This is a genomic window from Clostridium sp. MCC353, from assembly GCF_018785315.1.
In the GTDB taxonomy this organism is placed as follows: Bacteria; Bacillota; Clostridia; order Lachnospirales; family Lachnospiraceae; genus CHH4-2.
Genome location: NZ_WQPN01000043.1, coordinates 1 through 22,538, shown reverse-complemented (window position 1 = coordinate 22,538; position 22,538 = coordinate 1). Strand labels below are relative to the sequence as shown.

Here is a 22,538-nt window from a genome sequence, read left to right as displayed (position 1 = left end):
AAGACCGAATTATTGACGGCCTCATCCAATGACGTATTATCTAAATACATCTATACTTATAGATAAGATAGAATCGGCAAATAAAGACAGAATTAGCAACTAAATCAGAAACGGAGGAAATTATGATAAAGACGGCTAATCAGGAAGCGCTTAATCGTCTGAGAAACGCGTCTCCCCGTCTGGTGGACATCCGTCAGGCGAAAGATGTTTTAAAAGATTTTGACAAATATACGGTACTCCACGCCGGGCCTCCCATCGATTATCCACGGATGTGCGCTCCCATGCAGGAGGCGGTTCATGCGGCGTTGATTTACGAAGGCCTGGCAGATGACCGGGACAGCGCGAAGAAGCTGGCCGGAAGCGGCCAAATCCGTTACCAGACCTGCCACGAAAAAGGGGCGGTGGGGCCTATGACGGGAGTGACCACCTGGTCAATGCCTCTCTTTGTGGTTGAAAATACGGCAAATGGGAATCTGGCTTTCAGCACCATCAACGAAGGAGCCGGAGATGTGATCCGGTTTGGCGCATGTACGGACAGAACCATAAAGCGCCTTCACTGGATCGAAATGGAACTGGCGCCGGCCCTGAAAAAAGCGGTTGACCGCCTGGGCGGACTGGATTCGGGCGCGGTGATGGCCCAGGCCCTTTCCATGGGGGATGAGCTTCACATGAGGAATATCGCTTCCTCCATGGTTCTTCTGCACCGGCTGGCAGCCCCTCTTTCAGAGGTTTGTTCCGGCCCGGAACTGAGCCGGATCATGCAGTTTCTGACCAGCAGAAATGACCAGTTTTTCCTAAATATAGCCATGGCGTCCAATAAAAGCGCCGCCGACGCCGCAGACGGAATCCGGGAATCCACCATAGTCACCGCCATTGCCAGAAACGGCGTGGAGGTGGGAATCCGCATCAGCGGCCTGCCAGGACAGTGGTTTACCGCACCGGCTCCCCTGGTGGACGGCCTTTATTTTTCCGGTTTCAGCCAGGAAGACGCCAACGGGGACATCGGAGACAGCGCCATCATGGAGGTCAACGGATTCGGCGGATTTGCCATGGCGGCTTCTCCCGCCATCGTCCGCCTGCTTGGAATCCCCGATACGGGGGAAGCTGTGGAATTTACAAAGACCATGAGAAATATCTGCATCGGGGAACACCAGAAATACACGATTCCCGGCCTCAACTTTGCCGGACTGCCTTTAGGCATCGACATCATGAAGGTGGTGGAAACCACCGTCACGCCCGGAATCAATACGGCGATTGTGAGCAAAATGCCGGGGGACGGCATGATCGGTGCGGGCCTTTCAAGAGTTCCCTATGAAGCCTTTGAAAAGGCGCTGATCGCATTTGACGCGTCTTTAAGGGAGGAAAACTTATGAGCGGATTCCTGCTTTGGGCCGGAGCCGTTTCACCTGTAGTTTTGTTGTTTCTGGCCATGAGCCTGTTTCAGATGAAGACGGAGAAGGCGGCGTTTCTGGGGCTTACCGCTTCAGGGTTAGCGGCCGCTGCGGTCGGAAAGGACACGGTTTTCAATCTGGGGATCAATCTGGCAAAAGGGGGCTGGAACGCGGTTTCCATCCTGATTGTGATATGGCCCGCCATTGTGCTGTATGAGATTCTGGACCGGACGGGGGCATTTGAAACCATTAAGAAATTGGCGGTTGACAATTCTAAAGACCAGCTTTTTCTGATTCTGCTCTTTGGATGGCTGTTTTCCAGTTTCCTCCAGGGAATTACCGGGTTTGGAGTTCCGGTGGCCGTCTGCGCTCCCCTTCTCATCGCCGTAGGGGTGAAGCCGGGATGGGCGGTGGTTGTCACTTTAATGGGACATGCCTGGGCCAATACTTTCGGCACCTTCGCCCTGGCCTGGGATGCCTTAGTCACCCAGTCCGGCTTAACGGATATGGGTGCGGCATTTTTTATGACATGCCTGTTTTTATGGGCGGCTGATCTGGCGGGCGGACTGCTGATCAGCGCGCTTTACGGCGGAAAGCGGGCCATAGCCCATATGTTTCCGTTCCTCATGGTCATCAGCCTGATCCATGGCGGGGGACAGATGGCGGCTGGGACGGTCAACACCACAATCGCCGCATTTCTCCCCACCACGGCGGCGCTGGGTGCGGCGGTATTGTTTTTAAAAGCCGGATTTTACAGAAAGCCGTGGGAAATGAAGTCTGAATTATTGAAGGAAACCAGAGGAAATGCGGAGGATAAAGAAGGGAAGGTTCCGGCGGGGCTGGCGGTTATGCCCTTTCTCCTGCTGGTATGCTTTTCCGTAATCATTCTCATGGTGGGGCCGGTGAACCGGCGGCTGGGAAATGCGGTGATTCAGCTGGCGTTTCGGGAAACTGTGACAGGCAGAGGGTTTGCCAGTCCGGCCACTGAGAATTACGGGCCTTTACATATTTTGACCCACGCCGGATTTATCCTGTTTTTGGTGGTGTGCGTTACCTGGATCATTTTTCAGAAAAAAGGGCTGTTAATGAGGAATGACGGCTCTGCCGTTCTGAAAGGCACCCTGAAAAAGACGGTTCCGGCTTCCCTCGGAATCCTGCTCCTGGTGATGATGGCCCAGGTGTTAAGGGGAAGCGGGCTGATGGAGATCATTGCCCGGGGAGTGACGGCTGCGGCCGGACGGTTCTATGGGCTGGCGGCGCCGTTTATCGGGATACTGGGGGCATTTGTCACGTCCTCCAATACGTCCTCCAACATACTGCTGGGAGGATTTCAGGCGGCTATGGCTTCGGCCCTTCATATAGAGAGCTGGATCATTCTTTCGGCCCAGACGGCGGGAGGGGCAATCGGAACGGTTGTGGGGCCTTCCACCATCCTTTTGGGAACTGCCACGGCGGGATGCCGCGGAAAGGAAGGCTGGGTTTTGAAGAAAATGCTGCCTCTGGCTTTGACGGAGGTTCTGGTTGTGGGAATGATAACATTGATCCTGTCCTTAGGGGCCGGAACATAAGGGGGTGGATACTTGGCATGCAGTAAAATCGGGCTGCCTCTGCCGCCGGGAAACTGGCAGGGGAGAGTTCACAGCGTGTTTGAACACAGCTTCAACATTGATTTAGGGGAGAACCGGCCGTTTCTGGTGATCCATTCGTTTCGGGATATCGTCCCGCCGGGATCATTTTATACGGAAGATCTGGACACCGGACCGATAAAAGCCGGGATGGAAGTTTTTGGGGATGGAAAAATGATCCGCATCGGGGAAATTCACATTCCCGTGGCAGAGGGCTGTCTGTATCTGGATACGGCCCTGCCTGAGCTTGAAAACAGGAGATTTCATCTAAAACAGTATCAGAAGCTGATCAATGAGAAACGGAGAGAGCAGCAGGTTCCTTCGGACATGGCCCTGGAAATCCACAACCGTCTGATAAAAGGAGCTGAAAGCTTTTTTGAAGCTTTAAAAGGGAAACATCCACAAAAGTTAAAAGAAGCAGCCGGACTGTTAATCGGCCTGGGGCCAGGCCTCACCCCTTCGGGAGATGATCTTTTGTCGGGGATTTTAGCGGTTTTAAAATGTTTCGATCCCGCCGGATTCCAATTGGCGTCTCAGGCGGTTCTGGCCGGGATACACAAAACCAACGATATCAGTAAATCCTACCTGTTAAGGGCCTGCGGCGGATACGGTTCGGATGCGGTGATTCACACCATTCAGGGCTTTACGAATGAGGAGGAAAACCGGGCGGCTTTAAAGCTTTTGCAGCTCGGCCATACTTCGGGGGCGGATATACTGGAAGGGCTGGTTCTGGCGGCCGGGTATTTGAGGGGTGAACGGCAGGTGATTGGTCGTAACAGTTCAGATAGGTCTTAACTGTTACGATTGATAACCGGCGGCCAGCGGAAATTTTAGAAAACTATATTATGATTGATGAACAGGAGGAAGGATATGAAGAGTACATTGGGACAGAAACTTAAAAATATGGGGCCAGCGGCCATTATTACCAGCGCTTTTATCGGGCCTGGAACCATCACCACCGCGACCATGGCAGGGGTGAATTTCGGATACGATCTGCTGTGGACCGTGGTATTTTCGGGAATTTCCCTGATCATACTGATGGAGATGGCGGCCCGGACGGTGATTGCATCCAAGATGAACGTAATCGATGCGTCCATCGCCATGTTCCCTGAGAAAAAGGGATGGAAAATGCTGATTCAGGCCGTGGTGTTCATCGCGGTGGCGGCGGTCTGCTTTGCGTTCCAGGCGGGAAATGAAATCGGCGCTTCGTCCGGTCTTGGAGACATCTTCGGAATGCCCCAGTGGCTGGCGGCTCTGATCGTAGGCGCTCTGGCCATGTTTACCGCGGTTCTGGGTTCCTATAAACTGCTGGAAAAGATCATGCAGATCTTTGTCAGCCTGATGGGAATTATCTTCTTCATCACCATGATTACGGTGCGGCCAAGCCTGACCGGAATCTTAAAAGGCATTGTGCCTGCTCTGCCCCAGGGAAGCATTGTGAGCAGCCTGGCGCTGATCGGCACCACTTTGGTGGGAATCAACCTGATTCTGCATTCCATTACCTGCGAAGGAAAATACGACAAGATTGAAGACCTTCCCGACGCCCGTTTTGATATCAATGTCAATGTCATCATCGGCGTTGTGATCACCATGTCCATCATCATCACCAGTGCGGCCGTGTTATACGGCACGGGAACTGAAGTGAACAGCCCGCTGGTATTCTCAAAGCAGCTTGAGCCTGTTTTAGGAAGCTGGGCCCGCATCTGCGGCAATATCGGCTTATTTGCAGCAGGTCTTTCTTCGGCCATTGCCGTTCCGTTTACCATCAAATCCATTTTCAGCAGGCTGTTCCACTGGGAAGGCGGCAGCGACAATGTGAAAGCGAAAGCGGCAGGAGCCATTGTAGTTATTTTCGGCACCGTTTTAGCCATGATCAATACGAAACCGGCCCAGATCATCGTGCTGGCCCAGGCCACCAGCGGCTTTTCCCTTCCGTTCATCGCCATTCTTCTGATGCTGGTGACCAACAATAAAAAGATCATGGGCAAATATACCAACTCAACGCCCAGAAATATCTGGGGAATCATCGCCGTTCTGGTAACGCTGGGGCTTGGAATCTGGGGAATTTACGGAGTTGTTTCCAAGTTTCTGTAGGCATGAACTTTGTTGGAACAGGAGGCGTTATGTTAAAAGCGAATGAAACAGCCGTCGGAAGACTGATTTCTTCCGAACCGGTTTTAATAGATGTGAAACCAGCTTATGAGGTTTTAAATGGAATAGAAAAGAATTTTATCCTTCATTCAGGGCCGCCCATTGAATTTGAACAGATGTGCGAGCCGATGAAGGGGGCTGTATACTGCGCCCTCATGAACGAAGGCATTGCCCGGGACATTGAAGAGGCGAAAGTGAGGGCGGTGGATGGCAGCGTTGTATACAAGACCTGCCACGAATTCGGCGCGGTGGGTCCCATGACGGGAATCACCACCTGGTCCATGCCCCTATGGGTGGTGGAAGACCGGAATACGGGCCGGAGAAGTTACGCCAACATCAGCGAAGGAAGCGGCGTGGGCCTCAGGTTCGGAGAATATACGGAGAAAACGCTGAAGCGCCTGAAATGGATGGCAAAAGTGGCGGCCCCCGTATTCTCAAAAATAATCCGGGAACTGGGCGGCATCGATCTGGGGCCGGTTATGGCCCAGGGGCTTTCCATGGGAGATGAGCTCCACATGAGAAACCATGCGACCACGGCCCTGATCTTAAAACTGCTGTGCCCCCATATTGCCAGGACGGCGGGAAATGATGCGGAAGATATTTTACGGTTTATCGGCGTGGGAAATGACCAGTTCTTTCTCAATCTGGCCATGGCGGCCAATAAGCTGGCTGCCGACGCCGCGGACGGAGTAGAAGGTTCCACCTTAGTCACCGCCATTGCCAGAAATGGGGTGGAGATAGGAATCCGCATCAGCGGCCTGCCCGGGCAGTGGTTTACGGCTCCGTCTCCTGTGGTGGACGGGCTGTATTTTCCGGGATATACAAAAGAGGACGCCAATCCGGATATCGGAGACAGCGCGATCATGGAAGTGGGAGGCTTCGGCGGCTGCGCCATGGTGGCGGCTCCGGCCATTGTCCGGTTTTTGGGAGCCGACAGCGTGCAGACGGCCATTGATACCACGGATTCCATGTACCGGATCACATTGGCGGAGCACCCCAGGTATCAGATACCGATCAATGATTTTAGAGGGGTTCCCTGCGGGATCGACTGCATGAAAGTGGTCGAAACCAGGATCACCCCGGTGCTCAATACGGCCATTGCGTCCAACCGGGCCGGAGTGGGAATGGTAGGCGCAGGCATGTCCGTGCTGCCGGTTGAGCCATTTGAACAGGCCCTGCTTGCGCTGGCGGATAAACTGGGGATATAGGAGGAATACAGGCAGATGATAGTGAAAAATGTAATAAAAACCAACCAATACTACGATTCGGCCACCCTGATGCTGCTGACCAGCAAGATCGGCAGACATCTGGGTTCGGCAAAACATGTGGCCGTAATGATGGCCACGGATATGAATAAGGATTTAATGGAAGCTTCCGGCCTGCTGACGGATGAGGGCCGGGAGGCCGGAGCCAACGATCTGGTCTTTGCCATACGGGGGGAATCGGAAGAAGAGATAAACAAGGTCCTTTTGATGGCGGAAGAGGAGCTAAACACCAAAGCCGCCCACATGAAAAAGGAGAGCCAGGATGTGGTAAAAACCGTGGAAGAAGCGGTCAGCCAGTATCCCAACGCCTCTATGGCAGTGGTTTCCCTGCCCGGCCAGTTTGCGGCCAGAGAGGTGAAGAAACTTTTGATGGCCGACCGCCATGTCCTTCTTTTCAGCGACAACGTGTCTCTGGAGGAGGAACGGAAACTAAAAGATCTGGCCCTTGAACGGGGGCTTCTCATGATGGGGCCGGACTGCGGCACCGCTGTGATCAACGGCGTGGGTCTGGGCTTCTCCAACCAGGTGAAACGGGGGAATATCGGCCTGGCCGCCGCATCGGGCACCGGGCTTCAGGAAGTCATGTGCCAGATCAGCAACCGGGGCGGAGGCATTTCCCAGGCCTTCGGCACTGGCGGACGGGATGTGAAGGAAGCCATTGGGGGCAGGATGATGCTGTCCTGTCTGGAACTTCTGGAAAATGACCACAGTACGGATGTGATCGTGATCGTATCCAAGCCGCCGTCCCCTTCTGTATTGGAGAAAATCGCGGCTTACCTGAGGGGGAAGAAAAAGCCTGTGGTGGCCTGCTTTATGGGAAATGAAGGAAACGATGATCCGTCCCTGCCCTGGAAAACGGCGGCGGCCCTGGATGAGACCGCCCGCCTGGCAGTTGAGCTGGCAGGAACCGGCGACAGCCGCAGACATGAAATCCCGGCGGAAATGGTATCGGAAGCCATGGCTCAGAGAACACTTTTACAGCCCGGACAGAAATACATCCGTGGACTGTACTGCGGAGGCACTCTGGCCTATGAGACCATGCTTTTAATCCGCAGCCACACAAAAAAGGTGTATTCCAATATCGCTGTGACGGATGAAGAGCGGATTGACGGTCTCCAGGCATCGAAGGAACACACGGTTCTGGATTTGGGAGACGATGAATTCACTGTGGGCAAACCACATCCGATGATCGAACCGTCCCTGAGGGAAGAACGGCTGCTTCAGGAGGCGGCCGATCCGGAAACCGCGGTTATTTTAGCCGATGTGGAGACCGGATACGGGTCCCATGAGAACCCGGCCCGGGTGCTGGCGGAAGAGGTGGCTAAGGCTCAGGAAATATTGAAAGAGCAGAACCGCCATATTATCTTCGTGGCGTCCATCTGCGGAAGTTATGAGGATTTTCAGGATTATGAAGAACAGAAGCGGATTCTTAAACAGCAGGGAATTCTGGTGATGGAATCCAACGCCCAGGCGGCGGAGCTGGCGTTAGCCATAATGGAAGAACTGGAAAAGGAGGGGAATGTATGAGAGAGAAACCGATCACACAGGAAAAGGAAATGGAAGTCATTAATCTGGGGCTGCCCGGGTTTTATGAATCCGTGCGTTCCCAGCAGGTCCCCTGCGTTCATGTGGACTGGCGTCCGCCGGCGGGAGGAAATCTTCGGCTGATTGAGATATTGGACCGGCTGGCGGAGCGGTGAGAAGATACTGGGATTTACCTGGGGCGTGAAGGGATTTTCGAAAAAGCCTTGAGGGGTAGGGTGAAAAAGTTGGAATTATCAGACTTTTTCACCCTACCCCTCAAGGCTTTTTCGAAAATCCCTTCACGCCCCAGGTAAATCCCTCCACGACTGTCTTAAACTAAAAATTATAATTCTCCTTCACCAGCCGTATAAACGTTTCCTTCTCCCTCTCCGGCGTCTTCCTCTTCATATATGCGATCACATGATACCGGTAAAGCTGAGGTGAAACAGAAAAGTACCTGATTCCCTCGATCTCCCTCTTCGCGGACTGGGGAATCAGGGAAATTCCCAGCCCTTCCGACAGCATGGAGATGACGGCAGTTTTGCTGCTGATCTCGCAGATCACGTAGGGCTGTATCTTATGGGCGCTGCACAACACATCCTCCAGTTCACGGATAATCGTACCTTTAGGGGAAAGAATAAAGGGAGCCTGATTCAGCGTATCCCATAAAACCCCGTCATCATTAAAATATCTTTCAAATCCCGGAGTATCCGGAAACGCCAAAAATAATTCCTCATCCAGAAGCCGTTCATAAGCAGATGAAATCCGTTCCGTATTATCCACCGCCAGTATCGCCATGTCCAATTTCCCTGCATTCAGCATTTTAATCATGGGCAGGCTGTGGTCTTCGATGATATTGAACGTCACATTGGGATAGATGTCCTTATAAAGAGCGGATACCTTGGAAAATACCCGCAGCCCTCCCTGGGAAGAAATTCCTATGGTAAATGACAAGGGCATATTGGAGGTCATCTTGGCAATGTTATCGTAAACCTGTTTCTTGATTTCCAGCATCTGCCTGGCGCCTTCCAAGTAGCATAAGCCCGCCGGCGTGGGCACCAGTTCTTTGCTGTAACGGTAAAAAAGCGGCGTCCCCAGTTCGCTTTCCAGGTTGGCAAGGCACTGGCTCAAGGTGGATTGGGAAACGTAGAGTTTTTCCGCCGCCTTGGTGATGTTTTTCTGTTCAGCTATTTCCAGGATATAGGAGATATGCTTTGTATTCATCGTTTGCTCCATTCCGCTGTCTGTCCGGGCAGCATTTGATGATTGATTATCTCAATGGTAATATTTAGGCCGGCGTATCTTCTTGACCGAAAAAGCTGGTCAAGAAGCATCGGATGTTCATCCGATGGGAAAATCGGTGAAGAAAGGTGCTTACAAGCGAGCTTGCCGCGCCTTTCTTCACCGATTTTCCCGCCGTCCTGAACTGTTATATCTCAATTATATATAACTTAAAGCCCAGTTGCAAGCAAAGTCTGTGCATTATCGATTTTTTCGATTCCAAACATCAATTTTAAATATTGGATTTTACAGCCCCGGATTGTTATACTGAAAATAACAAAGAGGAGCCGGGATCAGATATGTTCCCGGTATATGCGGAGAAAAGGAGAGGGAAACTATGGGATTATGTCCGATTATTCGTTTGGATGAACACGATAACGTGGTGGTAGCCCGTCATGACATAGCGGCAGGAGTGGAGATACCGGAAGAGGGAATCACAACACGGATGGAAGTTCCGTCCGGCTATAAGGTGGCGGCCAGATTCATTAAAAAAGGGGAGGCCGTTAAGAAATACAATACGGTGATCGGCTATGCGGCGGAAGATACGGAGCCGGGAACCATGATGCACAGCCACAACATCCTGTTTGATGAAGTGGACAAAGACTATGCATTTTCCAGAGACTACAAACCGGTAGAGCTGGTTCCTGAAAAGGACCGCCCCACATTTATGGGCATCGTTCGGGAAGACGGACGGGTTGCTACCAGAAACTTCATCGCCATCCCAGTGGCCGGAAACTGTGCCGGAACGGTGGCCAGAAGAATTGCCAATCATTTTACCCCTGAAGTGATGAAAGCATATCCAAATGTGGACGGGGTGATTCCATTTATCACCGGCATCGGATGCGGAATGGAAATGACAGGGGAGGCCATGGACCTTCTGCGCCGGACCATTTCAGGCCACTGCGTGAACCCTAATATTGCAGGCGCTCTTGTCTGCGCATTAGGATGTGAGAGAAATAACATCGACGGAATGTTCGAACAGGAAGGCCTTGTGGAAGGCCCTATGATGAGAAGGCTGGTGATGCAGGAAGTGGGCGGAACCACCAAAGCGGTTAAACTGGGAATCCAGGCCGTCTATGAAATGCTTGAAATCGCAAACCAGGTAAAGAGAGAACCGGTTTCCGTAGAACACCTGGTACTGGCCCTGCAGTGCGGCGGATCGGACGGATTTTCCGGTTTGTCGGCAAACCCGGCCCTGGGAAAAGCGGTGGATCTGCTTGTTAAGAACGGCGGAACCGCAATTTTAGCTGAAATAACCGAATTATTCGGCGTAGAACATACATTGACATGCCGTGCCAAAACACCGGAAATCGGACAGAAATTCGTTGACCGCCTGAACTGGTGGCTGGAATACAACAAAGGGCGTGACTGCCAGATCAACGGTAAAGTGAGCCCGGGCAACAACAAGGGCGGATTAGCCAACGTTCTGGAGAAATCCCTTGGCGGAGCGAAAAAAGGCGGAAGTACGCCGGTGAATGCGTTCTACCAGTACGCGGAGCGAGTGAAAGAAAAAGGCCTGGTTATCATGGACAGCCCAGGATACGATCCTGTATCCGTAACCGGTGAATTTGCTGCAGGAGCTACACTCTGCGCATTTACAACCGGCCGTGGTTCCTGCTATGGAGCCGTACACTGCCCGACTGTGAAATTGGCATCCAATTCAGATATGTATAAGAATCTGATCGATGATATGGATATCAACTGTGGTATGGTCATTGACGGAGAGAAGAATCTGGATGAGATGGGACAAATTATATTTGAAAAATTGATCCGCGTAGCTTCAGGAGAAAAGAGCAAGAGCGAAGAACTGGGAATTGGTTATGATGAATATGTGCCGTGGCAGATCGGAGTGCTGGCATAAGCGGGTGATACATAGGAAAAATCCGGGAAATCTTTATTTAGTTGCGTGAGTAACGCCATGAAGAAGGCGAGGGGAAACCGGGGCGGACTGACGATGGGGTAAGGGATTGGGGATTCTGGATTCCGGCCCTAAGATATACTAGGTCCTCAAGAACGGAAAAAAGCAGGGCGGCGCCCATTCGAGGTAAACTTTTTATGAACTTTACCTCTCAGAGGGCGCCTTAGAAACTGATTCGGAATTCAGTTTCTACCTGCTTTTTTCCGTCCTTGAAGACCAAGTATATCTAAGGGCCTGCATACGATCCCCAATCCCTTACCCCATCGTCAGTCCGCCCCGGTTCCCCCTCGCCTTCTTCACGGCTGTGCACAGCCTGAACTGGGGTAATAAAAGATTTTAGGGGAGAGGAGTAAAAAAGCAAAGAAGAGTTTGGCAGGGATGGAATTTAGTTATTAATGTCGATTATGGCGGAAATGATATGAAAATTCGGTATAAATGACATGAGAGAACAGGAATAGGGGATATCAGTTAATACCAATTTCTGCTCCGGACATTTAAACTATAAATATGAAGATTTCTACGAATATACCTCGATGTCTGTTGTTAAATTTACTTACAATTCATAAAATTGTATTTAATCCCTTAAGCCAGAGAAAACCAGCAAGAAACGGGGGAGGCCGTCCGGCCAAGCCCAGGGCCGGGGTTCGCCAATGCAGGAGGCAGCCCTTTTTCATCAGACTAGTCGTAATCCACATTCAAAGAACTGCCGTGCAAAGCCAGATGCCTAACGGCAGTTATTCTAATTATTCGGATCTTCCATAAAAGCCAAAAGATCCGCCCTCTTCTTATCCAAATAAGATCCCCACTCAGTATCATCAATAAACGGATTCACGTCCGGTTTTTCAAGCATCTGTTTCCGCTTCTCCAAAACCCGGTTATTATCCGTATGATTTCCCAGGTAAATATCCACCTTCTGGTCTCTCACCTTGCTGAGCGATTCCAAATAGGTTTTGCGCATCTGAAGTTCAGGATCGCCGATTTCTGTTAAATAAGCCTTTGTCAGCGTATTGAACCCGAATCCACCGTAGTAACCGGCCCGAAGCGTCCGGCTGCCGTCGCTTACATGGAAAAAATAGGCCAGAGTTCCTATGGTATGTCCCGGAACCAGAAAGAATTCTATGGTGGTATTGCCGAAAGTGAGAACATCTCCGTCATTTATGACCTCATCTGGTTCAAATAGATGATGGCTGATGTTGGAACTTCTCTGAACCAAAGTCAGCTCCGGGGCGTCTTTCATCGACTGCGCATCGGGAGCCCCTATATAGATTTTGCATCCATACATTTTACGGAAAAATTCCGCACAGCCCATATGGTCGACATGGGCATGGGACAGGATGATCCAGCGGATATCATGGGGGTTAAAACCGGCTTCCCAAATGGCGTTTACCAGCATTCCCTCCGACCCGTAGTTCCCGGCATCACACAGCAGAAGCCCGTCTCCCGTATCGATCAGATGCATGCAGATATCATTATCCCCCACGTAATAGAGATTGCCGAATATCTGGAACGGTTCCACATACCGGTTTACCTGATCTACCCATAAATGGGCGTGGGACTTATGTTTTAACTCTTCGAAATCTTTTAACCGCTGTTGGTATTCTTCTTTTAATGTCATGACGCACCTCCTCAATTCACCCGTTTATTATGCATCGGCAAAATGCCGCTCAATAAAATAAGTATAGATCAAATATCCCACTGCCGCAATATCAGTTACCGGTATTCCGGTCAAATAAATTCAAAAGCAGCCTCAGCAGATACTTCAGCGGTTCCGATAATATAATATTTTTCGAATAAGCCGCCGCCACATAAAACGGCTGGGGCGGGTCCAGGGGATAGGTTCGGAAGGTATCTTCCGCATGGAGGGAAAACCTGGGGATAAAGCAGCAGCTCAATCCTCTGTTCAGCATATACCGTTCCGTGGTGTAATCGTTGGTTTCGCAGAGAATCTTAGGCTGGATTCCCATGGAATTCAAAGCCCGGTCCTCAATATTCCTGGTATAAGTGCCGGTGGGATCGAGTATAAAATAATCCCCTGCCAGGCGGGAATACCCATCTTTAAACGGATGCTCCTCCTTCACCGCCGGATGTCCGGCCGGAAGGGCCAGCAGCAGTTCGTCCCTGCACAAAGGCAGGAATTCCAGGCTGCCGTGCTGCAGAGAAGACGTCAGTACCACGGCAATATCCAGGCTGCCCTGGATCAATGCCTCTTTGGCTTCCGGCGTGCTGAACTGGCGGGTGGAAATTTCAATGTCGGGAAATTCCGTCCGGAATGCGGGCAGGCATTCTATGGCGTTGACAGGGGTATATCCGAAACGGATAAAATTCCGGGAAGTGTAATTCATATGATCGAGTTGTTTCAGCGCTTCCTGTTTGATATGCAGGATGGACTGTCCTCCGTTGATATAGACGCGTCCGGCATCGGTGAGAATCAGGCTGTTTTTCTCCCTCGTAAACAGGGGCGTCCCCAGTTCGGTTTCCAGTTTCTTTAACTGCTGGCTCAGGGCCGGCTGGGAGATATAAAGCTTTTCCGCCGCCTTGCTCAGGCTTTTTTCTTCGGAAATGGCGATCATATATTCAATAATTCTCGTATCCATAAGACAGTTTCTCCTATCTATAATTGAAACGCGTTAATCATAACAGCGCGTTTATCGTAACAACGCATTTATCATGACGGCGCATTTATCATGACAATGTATATGTAATGCCAGAACTCAAAATGTAAATGGAAATTCATCCGTAAATTCCGGCATGGGAAATTCATCCATGATCTGTTTTGCCATAGGGGTGGGATTGAGCCGGTATCTGGGATGATTGCAGTCGCTTGCCAGCACAAGGGCGGTCAGGTAGCGCTCCTCCTCACTCAGTACATGGTTTTTCGGAAACATGATGGAAAGGTTCAGAAAGTACCGGGGTCTTATGGAAAAATAGACAATGTGGTCCGAAGGCTTCATGGCGGATTTCGGCAGCAGACATACGCCAGCCCCGCTCTGTATCATGTTGAGCAGCACCAGGTTATTGTTGGATTCATAGACAACGGTAGGGTTCATATGGGTTTGCTTAAAAATGCTGTCGGCCAGAGTCCGTATAGTGGAACCTCTGCCTCCCATGAGAAACGGGCTGTCTTTAAATTCCCTGATATCAACCGTGGTCAAATGATCCAGATCCCTGCTGGCGGTTGGAGCCAGATGATGGAAAACCGGTACGCCCAGCACAAGGTCTTCTTCGCAAGCCGAGATATGGAGAATGTCAGGACTGTCTAAGTCAATGCAGGTGCCCAGGGCAATATCCACCGATTGATCGATCACTGCCTGCCTGAGACCGGCCATATAACTTTCTTTTATGGCAATATTGATGTTGGGATAGCGTTTACAAAAAAATGGAAATATGCGGGCAATGGCAATGGAACCCCTGAGGGGGGTAGCGCCGACTGTGATCGTCCCTTTATATTCTCTGGACAGGGACGAAATGGTTTGATAGGTCTGTTCTTTTACGGATACGATCTTTTTAGCTGCATCCACGTAGATCCGCCCGGCCGCAGTGAGCAGCAGCTTTTTTTTATGCCTCAGAAAGAGTTCCGTATTCAGTTCCTTTTCCAGATCAGCCAGATATTTGCTCAGGGCAGGCTGGGAAACGCCCAGTTCGGCGGCGGCGCCGGATAAACTTTCCTTTTCCGCAATTGCTATAATATAAGTAAGTTGACGTGTATTCATATAATACCTCACAATATATATAACTTATGCTTATATCATATATAAATTATAAATGTTTGTCAATCCTCAATTTGTATACTATAATCATAATTGTCAAAGGGAAAATTACATAGATTCTGGTAAAATACCAAATATGTAAAAAACAAAGTATAACTGTTGATTATCTTTATAACATAATAATTAGTTATAAACGATCAGAGAAAATTAAAAAAGTATAGGGAGGCAACACAGACATGAGAAAGAAAATCAGTATTTTAGCAGCAGCGATTATGACAGCGGCATCATTAGCGGCATGCGGCGGCGGAGCATCAAATTCCACAACCGCAGCGAAGACGGAAGCAGCGAAGACCGAGGCGGCCAAAGGCGATACAGCCAAGACAGAGGCTGCAAAAACAGACGCGGCGTCAGAAGCAGGTTCGGCTGCAACAGACTGGCCTAAGTCAGCCATCACGATGAACGTTCCGGCCAAAGCAGGCGGCGGCACGGATTTACAGGTCCGTTATATCACCACAGCATGGCAGAAAACAGTTGGAGCATCCGTAGCGGTTGTGAACTTTGACAATGCGCAGGTTGGTATGGAGACAGGAAGAACCGCCGCAGCGGATGGCTACAATCTTTTAGCAAATCACAGCGGATGCCTCTGCCAGTATCAGACAGGAGCTTCCGATATCAATCCTGTTGAAGAGTATGAAGTTGTAGCGGCTATGCAGTATATGGGAGATCAGGCGATCATCGTGGCTCCTGACGCGCCATACAACAATATGACCGAATTCATTGAATATGCGAAAGCTCATCCGGGCGAAGTTTCCTGTGCGATTGCAAATGGCAACTCCTCTCATTTTATCTGGGGCCAGATTGCAAAAGCAACTGGTGTTGAATTTAAAATGGTAGAAGCGGCAAATGAAACGGATAAACTTACCAACGTAGCAGGCGGATTCATTTCAGCCGGAAACGTTACTTACCAGAACGCCGTACAGTATGTGGAAGGCGGAAAAGTGAAGGTAATCGGTATGATCAGCCGTGACGGCACAGATGTGGAAGAAGTTGTTGCAAGAGGCGATAACTGGAAGACCCTTCAGTCTCAGGGCGTAGACGCGTCATGGGGCTCCAATGTTTACATTTTCGCACCAAAGGGAACTGACGCAGCAACTCTTGAAGCCATCAATGCATCTTTAAAACCGGTATTAGATGATCCTGATTTCATTAAAGGCTGCGAAGCTATGGGAGCGACACCGGAATGGCATTCCGTTGAAGAGAGCAGAAAGATGCTGGAAGAAGAACAGAAGATTATTGTAGACGTTGCAACTTCCCTGGGAATTAACGTTAGATAGATCAATCAGAGGTGAAAAAAGTGAGAATAAGCAAGGATAAGATAGTAAGTATTGTATTTATACTGCTCAGCGCTGCGATTCTTGTACTGACACAGCAGGTCAGGATTCTGCCTAATCTGGCAGAGCCTGGCCCCCGCCTTTTCCCGCAGATCGCGGCGGTCGGCATGATTCTGTGCGGTATCGGAATGTTTTTTTCAAAGGATCCGGAAGCAAAGGAAGAAACTGTATATTTAACCAGAGATGGATGGAAACGCTTTGCCGTAGTCATTGCAGTGATGGCAGCTTATATCCTTGGTTTGACTTATATCGGTTTCCTGATTTCCACACCGATTGCCATGCTGGGATTTATAGCGGTTCTGAGAAGCGGGAAACCTGTTTCTAAGATCGGTTCCATCATAATCGCTTTGGCAGTGACCGGTATTTTGTATTTTACATTTGTTAAACTGTTTGTGATTCCATTGCCTAAGGGCAAATTCTTTTAAGGAGGTTACAGAATATGGAAGCATATTTAGGTGCATTAATGACTGTTCTGCAGCCATCCCATTTACTGATCATTTTAGTATGTAGTTTGGCTGGTATTGTATTCGGCGCCATTCCCGGACTGTCAGGCGGATTGGGCGTTTCCCTTCTTCTGCCGCTGACCTTCGGCATGCAGCCCACATTGGGGTTTGCCATGCTGATCGGTATGTGGGTCGGAGGCGTATCCGGTTCCTTTATTGCCGCCACATTAGTTGGAATTCCTGGTTCTCCGGCATCCATCGCCACCTGTTTTGACGCTTATCCCATGAGCCAGAAAGGTGAGACGGTGAGAGCCCTCAGCATCGGAATTCTGGGTTCCTTTACGGGTACATTTTTCTCTGTTATCATCGCAACCGTGCTCAGCCCGCTGATTGCGGATTTGGCATTAAAGTTAGGGCCATGGGAGTATTTCTCCTTATGCTTCTGCGCGATTACATTGGTTGCTTCTTTATCGAAGGGAAGTATTTTCAAAGGGCTGATGGGAGCGTTCTTAGGTATATTTATCGCGACCATCGGTATGGACCCTGTTACGGCGCAGAAACGTTTTACATTCGGAAGTATCTGGCTGAGCGCAGGCATCAGCATGGTTCCGTTAATGCTGGGCGTGTTCGCCATCAAACAGGTGGCTGTGGACTACGCAAAAGGCCAGCAGGACATGCCGGAAGTGGATACAAAGGGCATCAGGGGGATTGGAATCAAAATCGCGGATATTACCAGCAACATTGTCAACATCATCCGTTCCTTCCTGATCGGACTTTGGATCGGTTTCCTTCCGGGAATGGGCTCAGGGCTTTCCAACATGGTTGCCTATGCCCAGGCGAAATCTGGTTCCAAAAAACCGGAAGAGTTTGGAAAAGGATGTCCGGACGGCATTTGGGCTTCTGAAGTATCCAATAACGCGTCTGTGGGCGGAGCGCTGATTCCTATGATGGCATTGGGGATTCCGGGAGATTCCACAACAGCCCTCCTGTTATCCGGTCTGATGATTCACGGTCTGCAGCCGGGGCCTTTGATGATCGGTGCAAACCCGCAGATTTCCTACGTTATATTTGCTGCCACCTTGGTTGCGGCTTTACTGGTTCTGTTCATGCAGTTATTCGGCATGAGATGGTTCCCATATCTTTTAAAAGTTCCATATCATTACCTTTACGGCGTGATTTTAATCATGTGTTTTGTCGGCGGTTACACCAGCGGCAACACCATGTTCAACGTGGTAATGATGCTGGTATTCGCAGGTCTCAGCATATTGATGGATATGGCCAAGATCCCCAGCAGCCCGTTTATTCTCGCTTTTATTCTGGGCCCGAAGCTGGAAGAGTATTTCAGAAAAGGCATGAGCTACGGAAACCACGGAATTGCAGATTTTGTAATGAGACCGGTGTCTTTGATCTTTTTGCTGGTTGCGGTTGTGAGCGTTGCGTGGCCGTATATTAAAGAAGCCATTGATAAGAAAAAAGCAGCGGCCAATTAAGATAGTACGGAGGTCTTTAAGTTGAAATATTACATAAATCCAGAACGCCATAAACCAACCATTAATTTTGTGGATCACATCGTCTATTCAAATGTGAACGACTTGGAGGGAAATCCTCTGAACCTGGAACTCTCCATCATGTCGGCCAGCGGAAACAGCGAGCTGAAAGCGGCCATGGCCGATGCAAAAGAGACCGATAAAGTGGGAATCCAGCCGGCAGTCATCTGGCTTTCCGGCGGCGGATACCGGGGAGTGGACAAAAACCAGATGATCGCGGAGATCGAATATCTGGCCGAATCAGGCTATGCGGTGATCCCGGTTTACTACCGGAGCAGCGCCCAGGGACATTGGCCGGACCAGTTGATCGATGTGAAAACAGCGGTCCGCTTTTTGAGGGCCCATGCGGACGAATACCAGATCGATCCTAACCGGATCGGCATCATGGGCAGGAGCGCAGGCGGCCATCTGGCGGCTATGGCGGCGTTGAACCTGGACGGCTATGATTCGGAAGAATGGGCCGGATATTCATCCAAAGTCCAGGCGGCATATGATATGTTCGGGCCGGTCGATGTGGTTCAGCTCATGAAACACGACCGGGTTCAGATGGAAAATGACCCCAATTACCGGTGGAAAACCGTGGAAGAAACCCACGCCGGAGCCCTGATGGGCGGCGCCCCCGATACCATGCTGGAACGGGCCAAGGACGCCAGCGCCGTATACCGCCTGGAAGAGGCAGAAGATATGGCCCCCATCCTGATTATGCACGGAGATGCCGACTGGCTGGTTCCGCCTAACATCAGCATTGAATTTTACCGGAAGCTGGAAGAAATGGGCCGCGGCGACAAGGCGGAATTATATCTCTTAAAAGGCGCGGGACACGGTACGCCGGAGTTCTTCCAATATCAGACAAAAGAGATCGTAACGAATTTCTTTGATAAATACCTGATTTAGAGCGTGTCTGAAAATTGCTTTCCGGCAAATACTCTCTAATATAACAGTCGCGATTGAATAGCGAAAATGCAATAATGGATATCCGGCGGCGGACATTGCCGCCGCCGGAAAAAAGACAACCAGAATCCTTTTGGGCGGTTGTCTATTTTTAAACCAAAATTCCGTCAAATGACGGCAAAAATAGATAAGAGCACGCTTGAAAAACAAGTCCCCGGCAGATATGGGCGGTGAATGTTCAGGCACGCTCCAGGGTGGAGGAATTATGACATTTGAAGAAAAAGTAAAGCTGGCGGAACAATTGCGCAGCAGCAGCGTTCTGGACGCCGAAGTGCCGAAAGAATTTGAACAGTATCAGAATAAAACCACATGCGAAGAGCGGCGGGTGAAAACCAGAGAAGGGGATACCCGGATTTATGTGATACAGAGAAAAGATAAGAGGGATAAATGCCCTCTGTACATCAACATCCATGGAGGCGGTTTTGTCCGCCCCCATATGGACCGGGACATTCTCTTCTGTTCCAGGGTTTCCTATGAAGTGGACTGTGTTACTGTGGATGTGGACTATAAACTGGCCCCGGAATACCCCTATCCGGCTGCATTTCACGAGTGCTATGATGTGGTGAAATGGGCATTTGAAAATGCTGAAGGACTGGGCATTGACCCGGACAATGTGGTGGTAGGCGGCCACAGCGCAGGAGGGAATCTGACGGCGGCCATTGCGCTGAAAGCCAATGAAACCAAAGATTTTAGAATGAGGCTCCAAATTCTTGACTATCCCCCCATGGATTTGTATACTGATCCTATGGAAAAAGAGGGTGCGGACGCTTCTCTGATCTCTCCTGAGCGTGCCCGGGCCTTCAACGCCCTGTACGCCAGTGAGCCGGATGTAGCAAAAGACCCCTATGTCTCTCCTGTATTTGCCACCGCGGATATGATGAAAGGTCTGCCGGAAGCCCTTGTGATCACTGCCGGAAAAGATAATCTCAGATTTGAGGCAGAGCAGTATGCGGGCAAAATGATCGCCGCCGGGGTTAAAGTGACGGCAAAACGGTATCTGGACTGCCGCCACGGCTTCATGACCCACTGCGTGGACGATTATATGGAGGGGCAGAAACTGTACATAGAAACCATGAAGCAGATTTTTGCACAAGAAGCAGGGTGAGACTTTATTTTCACCCGGAGAGTATGCGTCGGTACGGCATCCGCAAACTCTGTGAAACAAAAAAAGCCGTACAGAAATGAGGAAAAGGTATGATAACAAAACTGGATGCGGAACTCATCATGGAACTTCGCGTGGACTGCCCGGAACGCCTGGAGGTAGGGGCCAATGACTGGGGATATTTAAGAGCCATCATGATCAGCGGCGGCAGTTTCCACGGAAAATTAAACGGAACCGTGGTGCCCGGAGGGGCGGACTGGAATATGGGATACGGCGGGGATTCGGATTCGACTGTGACTTCAGCTACAGTGTTCGCTAAATATCTGCTGAAAACAGATGATGATGTGTATATTGCCATTGAAAACCTGGGTTATAAAAGCCGCGTACATGAAAATTCCAAAATCGCCACCATGCCCACGTTTCATGCGCCCAGAGGGAAATATGAGTGGCTGAACTATGGGGTTTATGTGGCCAGCCTGAATGGGTCTGTGAAGGATGGCGTCAGGGGTGTGGATATCTGTATTTATAAGATGCTTTAAGGGTAACGCCGTGTTATGGCGGAACGGGGGAGGGCGTCGGTGACTGGGCTGATGTAGGTTTACTTTTTTGACCTGGGCTCCGCGTCTCCCAGCCCCATGGGCAGACCGGGACAGGGCCCAATCCGGCGGCTGAAGCCGGGGAACTGGAAGGGCGGAGCACGTTTTGCAGTTTCAGCTCATGGTTCCGGCCGGGGCAGTTCTAGGGCTGAAAGGAAGGGAAATGAAGGGTACCGAGAACATTCATCGAAGAATTTCTGAAGAAATTTTCGATTCAGGTTCTCTAAATCGCTGACTTTGAGGTCAGCGATTTCCCCATCATTTCCCTTCCTTTCAGCCCAAGAACTGCCGACGGCCGGAACAAATCGCTGAAACCGCAAAACGTGCTCCGCCCTTCCGGTTCCCCGGCTTCAGCCGCCAGATTGGGCCCTGTCCCGGTCTGCCCATGGGGCTGGGAGACGCGGAGCCCAGGTCAAAAAAACGAACCTACATCGGCCCAGTCACCGACGCCCTCCCCCGTTCCGCCATAACACGGCTGGGTATTGATAGAAGGAAAAGAAGAGGAAAAGCGGGCAGTATTATTTCATACAGGGGCTTTTGGCTGAAAAATATTTCTGTATAGTATTTTTTTAGAAGCGAATATAGATTGTATTACTTATTATGATATTTTCGGGAGAAGCCTATTGAAGAATGCTGCCGTTTATGTTATTATATAGTCAATAAATTGACTGTAAATAAATGGACTATGGGCGGTGGAATATGAATAAGAAAGATAAAAAAAACGCGTATCTGTATTGCAAGTTCAGAGATGAACAGTTTGCTTTATATGACGAGTATGCCAAACGTCACGGTATGCTGATGAAAACGCTGTTGGTGGTAAATGTCCTCTTTTATGCGGCGGATGGATTGACACAGACCGATATATGCCAAAGAACATTTCAGTCTAAGCAGACGGTCAATTTGATTATTAAAAATCTCTTGGCAGAGGGATATGTGACAGTTGACGAAGTGCCGGAAAACAAACGGAACAAAATTGTCAGGATGACGGAAGCGGGCCGGGGATATTGCGAAAAGGTTGTCCGTCATATCACGTGGGCGGAGGATACGGCCATGTCTATGTTTACAGCAGAGGAGCAGAATCAGTTGATTGATTTATCGAGGACATTTACGAAAAATCTTACGAAGCTGGTTAATCAGGAGATGGAGGAGATAAAAGAATGATTATTAATACAGGCGGATTCCGATGAGATTTTATTTGCGGCGGGGATCTATCCGGCGCGTCCGGCGAACAGTTTGAAGGATGCCGAATGGGAACGGCTTGCCGCTGTTATCCCGGAACGTCTTTCCTATTTTATTGAAACGGATAGAACGACGCCGGAAGAATATTTGGAAGCTAAAGGGCAGGACTACCGAAACACGCCATTTTTACAAGTTTACGGCCGGGAGGGGAAAGTTTGTCCCAGATGCGGGGCAGCGCTCTGCCGGATTGTGGTCGGCGGCAGAAGCAGCGTATATTGCCCTGCCTGTCAAATCTGAAAGCAAATATTAAATAAATATAAACTAGTTGACTGCTCAACCATTTTAAACTATAATAACTCAAATAGTTGATCACTCAACTATTTACAGGAAAGCCTGCTAATAAAAAGTCAAGTGTTTTTTGAAGAAAATTTCAAAAGGTCGATTTGATATTTTAGGGTATTACTTTT

The 22,538-nt window shown here is 50.0% G+C and carries 20 protein-coding genes; 16 read left to right on the top strand and 4 right to left on the bottom strand.

The features are described 5' to 3' along the window. Positions 1-122: 122 nt before the first annotated feature. The 7 genes from GPL15_RS09690 (at position 123) to GPL15_RS09660 (ending at position 8,132) form a co-directional block, all read left to right on the top strand. Entirely contained in the window at positions 123-1,373 is a 1,251-nt protein-coding gene (locus GPL15_RS09690; RefSeq protein WP_215698450.1) for a DUF1116 domain-containing protein, read from the top strand. Next, entirely contained in the window at positions 1,370-2,959 is a 1,590-nt protein-coding gene (locus GPL15_RS09685) for an L-lactate permease (protein WP_215698448.1), read from the top strand. Before GPL15_RS09690 ends, GPL15_RS09685 begins: the two co-directional genes overlap by 4 nt. Before the next feature lie 12 nt (positions 2,960-2,971). Next, on the top strand, positions 2,972-3,811 hold the full coding sequence (locus tag GPL15_RS09680) for a DUF2877 domain-containing protein (RefSeq protein ID WP_215698445.1): 840 nt from the start codon (positions 2,972-2,974) through the stop codon (positions 3,809-3,811). 75 nt (positions 3,812-3,886) lie between these two features. After that, complete coding sequence (locus GPL15_RS09675; protein ID WP_215698443.1) at positions 3,887-5,110, top strand: Nramp family divalent metal transporter; 1,224 nt, start codon at positions 3,887-3,889, stop codon at positions 5,108-5,110. A gap of 29 nt (positions 5,111-5,139) precedes the next feature. Beyond that, positions 5,140-6,375 (top strand): DUF1116 domain-containing protein, encoded by a 1,236-nt coding sequence (locus GPL15_RS09670; protein WP_215698440.1) that lies wholly within the window; start codon positions 5,140-5,142, stop codon positions 6,373-6,375. A gap of 15 nt (positions 6,376-6,390) precedes the next feature. Next, positions 6,391-7,959, top strand: a complete 1,569-nt coding sequence (gene fdrA / locus GPL15_RS09665; RefSeq protein ID WP_215698438.1) for an acyl-CoA synthetase FdrA — start codon at positions 6,391-6,393, stop codon at positions 7,957-7,959. Continuing rightward, positions 7,956-8,132 (top strand): fdrA domain protein, encoded by a 177-nt coding sequence (locus GPL15_RS09660; RefSeq protein ID WP_215698436.1) that lies wholly within the window; start codon positions 7,956-7,958, stop codon positions 8,130-8,132. The genes fdrA and GPL15_RS09660 overlap by 4 nt, the downstream gene beginning before the upstream one ends. 160 nt (positions 8,133-8,292) lie before the next feature. On the opposite strand, the gene GPL15_RS09655 is transcribed toward GPL15_RS09660, so the two are convergent. Further along, entirely contained in the window at positions 8,293-9,180 is an 888-nt protein-coding gene (locus GPL15_RS09655; protein WP_215698433.1) for a LysR family transcriptional regulator, read from the bottom strand. Positions 9,181-9,574: 394 nt separating this feature from the next. Here GPL15_RS09655 and GPL15_RS09650 point away from each other — a divergent pair, with 394 nt between their 5' ends. Beyond that, positions 9,575-11,098, top strand: coding sequence for an altronate dehydratase family protein (locus tag GPL15_RS09650; protein WP_215698431.1), 1,524 nt, complete (start codon positions 9,575-9,577; stop codon positions 11,096-11,098). 796 nt (positions 11,099-11,894) lie between these two features. Here GPL15_RS09650 and GPL15_RS09645 read toward each other — a convergent pair. The 3 genes from GPL15_RS09645 to GPL15_RS09635 form a co-directional block, all read right to left on the bottom strand. Then, positions 11,895-12,770 carry an MBL fold metallo-hydrolase gene (locus GPL15_RS09645; RefSeq protein ID WP_215698428.1) on the bottom strand — a complete coding sequence of 292 codons (876 nt, stop codon included), beginning with the start codon at positions 12,768-12,770 and terminating at the stop codon, positions 11,895-11,897. A gap of 91 nt (positions 12,771-12,861) precedes the next feature. After that, positions 12,862-13,749, bottom strand: a complete 888-nt coding sequence (locus GPL15_RS09640) for a LysR family transcriptional regulator (protein WP_215698425.1) — start codon at positions 13,747-13,749, stop codon at positions 12,862-12,864. A gap of 117 nt (positions 13,750-13,866) precedes the next feature. Then, on the bottom strand, positions 13,867-14,865 hold the full coding sequence (locus tag GPL15_RS09635) for a LysR family transcriptional regulator (RefSeq protein ID WP_215698422.1): 999 nt from the start codon (positions 14,863-14,865) through the stop codon (positions 13,867-13,869). Positions 14,866-15,098: 233 nt separating this feature from the next. Here GPL15_RS09635 and GPL15_RS09630 point away from each other — a divergent pair, with 233 nt between their 5' ends. The 8 genes from GPL15_RS09630 (at position 15,099) to GPL15_RS09595 (ending at position 22,368) form a co-directional block, all read left to right on the top strand. Then, positions 15,099-16,196, top strand: a complete 1,098-nt coding sequence (locus GPL15_RS09630) for a tripartite tricarboxylate transporter substrate binding protein (RefSeq protein WP_215698420.1) — start codon at positions 15,099-15,101, stop codon at positions 16,194-16,196. A gap of 20 nt (positions 16,197-16,216) precedes the next feature. After that, complete coding sequence (locus GPL15_RS09625; RefSeq protein ID WP_215698418.1) at positions 16,217-16,678, top strand: tripartite tricarboxylate transporter TctB family protein; 462 nt, start codon at positions 16,217-16,219, stop codon at positions 16,676-16,678. Between the two features lie 14 nt (positions 16,679-16,692). After that, the gene (locus tag GPL15_RS09620; protein ID WP_215698416.1) at positions 16,693-18,186 is read left to right on the top strand and encodes a tripartite tricarboxylate transporter permease; all 1,494 of its coding nucleotides are present in this window, start codon (positions 16,693-16,695) and stop codon (positions 18,184-18,186) included. 21 nt (positions 18,187-18,207) lie between these two features. Beyond that, on the top strand, positions 18,208-19,137 hold the full coding sequence (locus GPL15_RS09615) for an alpha/beta hydrolase (protein ID WP_215698414.1): 930 nt from the start codon (positions 18,208-18,210) through the stop codon (positions 19,135-19,137). 262 nt (positions 19,138-19,399) lie between these two features. After that, positions 19,400-20,299 carry an alpha/beta hydrolase gene (locus GPL15_RS09610; protein WP_215698412.1) on the top strand — a complete coding sequence of 300 codons (900 nt, stop codon included), beginning with the start codon at positions 19,400-19,402 and terminating at the stop codon, positions 20,297-20,299. A gap of 89 nt (positions 20,300-20,388) precedes the next feature. After that, positions 20,389-20,835: a DUF3237 domain-containing protein gene (locus GPL15_RS09605; RefSeq protein ID WP_215698410.1), complete on the top strand. Its 447-nt coding sequence runs from the start codon at positions 20,389-20,391 to the stop codon at positions 20,833-20,835. Between the two features lie 756 nt (positions 20,836-21,591). After that, entirely contained in the window at positions 21,592-22,053 is a 462-nt protein-coding gene (locus GPL15_RS09600; RefSeq protein ID WP_252198257.1) for a MarR family transcriptional regulator, read from the top strand. 72 nt (positions 22,054-22,125) lie between these two features. Beyond that, a complete protein-coding gene (locus tag GPL15_RS09595; RefSeq protein WP_215698406.1) occupies positions 22,126-22,368 on the top strand; it encodes a zinc finger domain-containing protein in 243 nt (80 codons plus the stop codon). Positions 22,369-22,538 lie beyond the last annotated feature (170 nt).

Excerpts from the sequence above, each read along its gene's own strand:
- GPL15_RS09690 (WP_215698450.1), top strand. The coding sequence starts at position 123 with ATGATAAAGACGGCTAATCAGGAAGCGCTTAATCGTCTGAGAAACGCG.
- GPL15_RS09685 (WP_215698448.1), top strand. The coding sequence starts at position 1,370 with ATGAGCGGATTCCTGCTTTGGGCCGGAGCCGTTTCACCTGTAGTTTTG.
- GPL15_RS09675 (WP_215698443.1), top strand. The coding sequence starts at position 3,887 with ATGAAGAGTACATTGGGACAGAAACTTAAAAATATGGGGCCAGCGGCC.
- GPL15_RS09670 (WP_215698440.1), top strand. The coding sequence starts at position 5,140 with ATGTTAAAAGCGAATGAAACAGCCGTCGGAAGACTGATTTCTTCCGAA.
- fdrA (WP_215698438.1), top strand. The coding sequence starts at position 6,391 with ATGATAGTGAAAAATGTAATAAAAACCAACCAATACTACGATTCGGCC.
- GPL15_RS09660 (WP_215698436.1), top strand. The coding sequence starts at position 7,956 with ATGAGAGAGAAACCGATCACACAGGAAAAGGAAATGGAAGTCATTAAT.
- GPL15_RS09655 (WP_215698433.1), bottom strand. The coding sequence starts at position 9,180 with ATGAATACAAAGCATATCTCCTATATCCTGGAAATAGCTGAACAGAAA.
- GPL15_RS09650 (WP_215698431.1), top strand. The coding sequence starts at position 9,575 with ATGGGATTATGTCCGATTATTCGTTTGGATGAACACGATAACGTGGTG.
- GPL15_RS09645 (WP_215698428.1), bottom strand. The coding sequence starts at position 12,770 with ATGACATTAAAAGAAGAATACCAACAGCGGTTAAAAGATTTCGAAGAG.
- GPL15_RS09640 (WP_215698425.1), bottom strand. The coding sequence starts at position 13,749 with ATGGATACGAGAATTATTGAATATATGATCGCCATTTCCGAAGAAAAA.
- GPL15_RS09635 (WP_215698422.1), bottom strand. The coding sequence starts at position 14,865 with ATGAATACACGTCAACTTACTTATATTATAGCAATTGCGGAAAAGGAA.
- GPL15_RS09630 (WP_215698420.1), top strand. The coding sequence starts at position 15,099 with ATGAGAAAGAAAATCAGTATTTTAGCAGCAGCGATTATGACAGCGGCA.
- GPL15_RS09620 (WP_215698416.1), top strand. The coding sequence starts at position 16,693 with ATGGAAGCATATTTAGGTGCATTAATGACTGTTCTGCAGCCATCCCAT.
- GPL15_RS09610 (WP_215698412.1), top strand. The coding sequence starts at position 19,400 with ATGACATTTGAAGAAAAAGTAAAGCTGGCGGAACAATTGCGCAGCAGC.
- GPL15_RS09605 (WP_215698410.1), top strand. The coding sequence starts at position 20,389 with ATGATAACAAAACTGGATGCGGAACTCATCATGGAACTTCGCGTGGAC.
- GPL15_RS09600 (WP_252198257.1), top strand. The coding sequence starts at position 21,592 with ATGAATAAGAAAGATAAAAAAAACGCGTATCTGTATTGCAAGTTCAGA.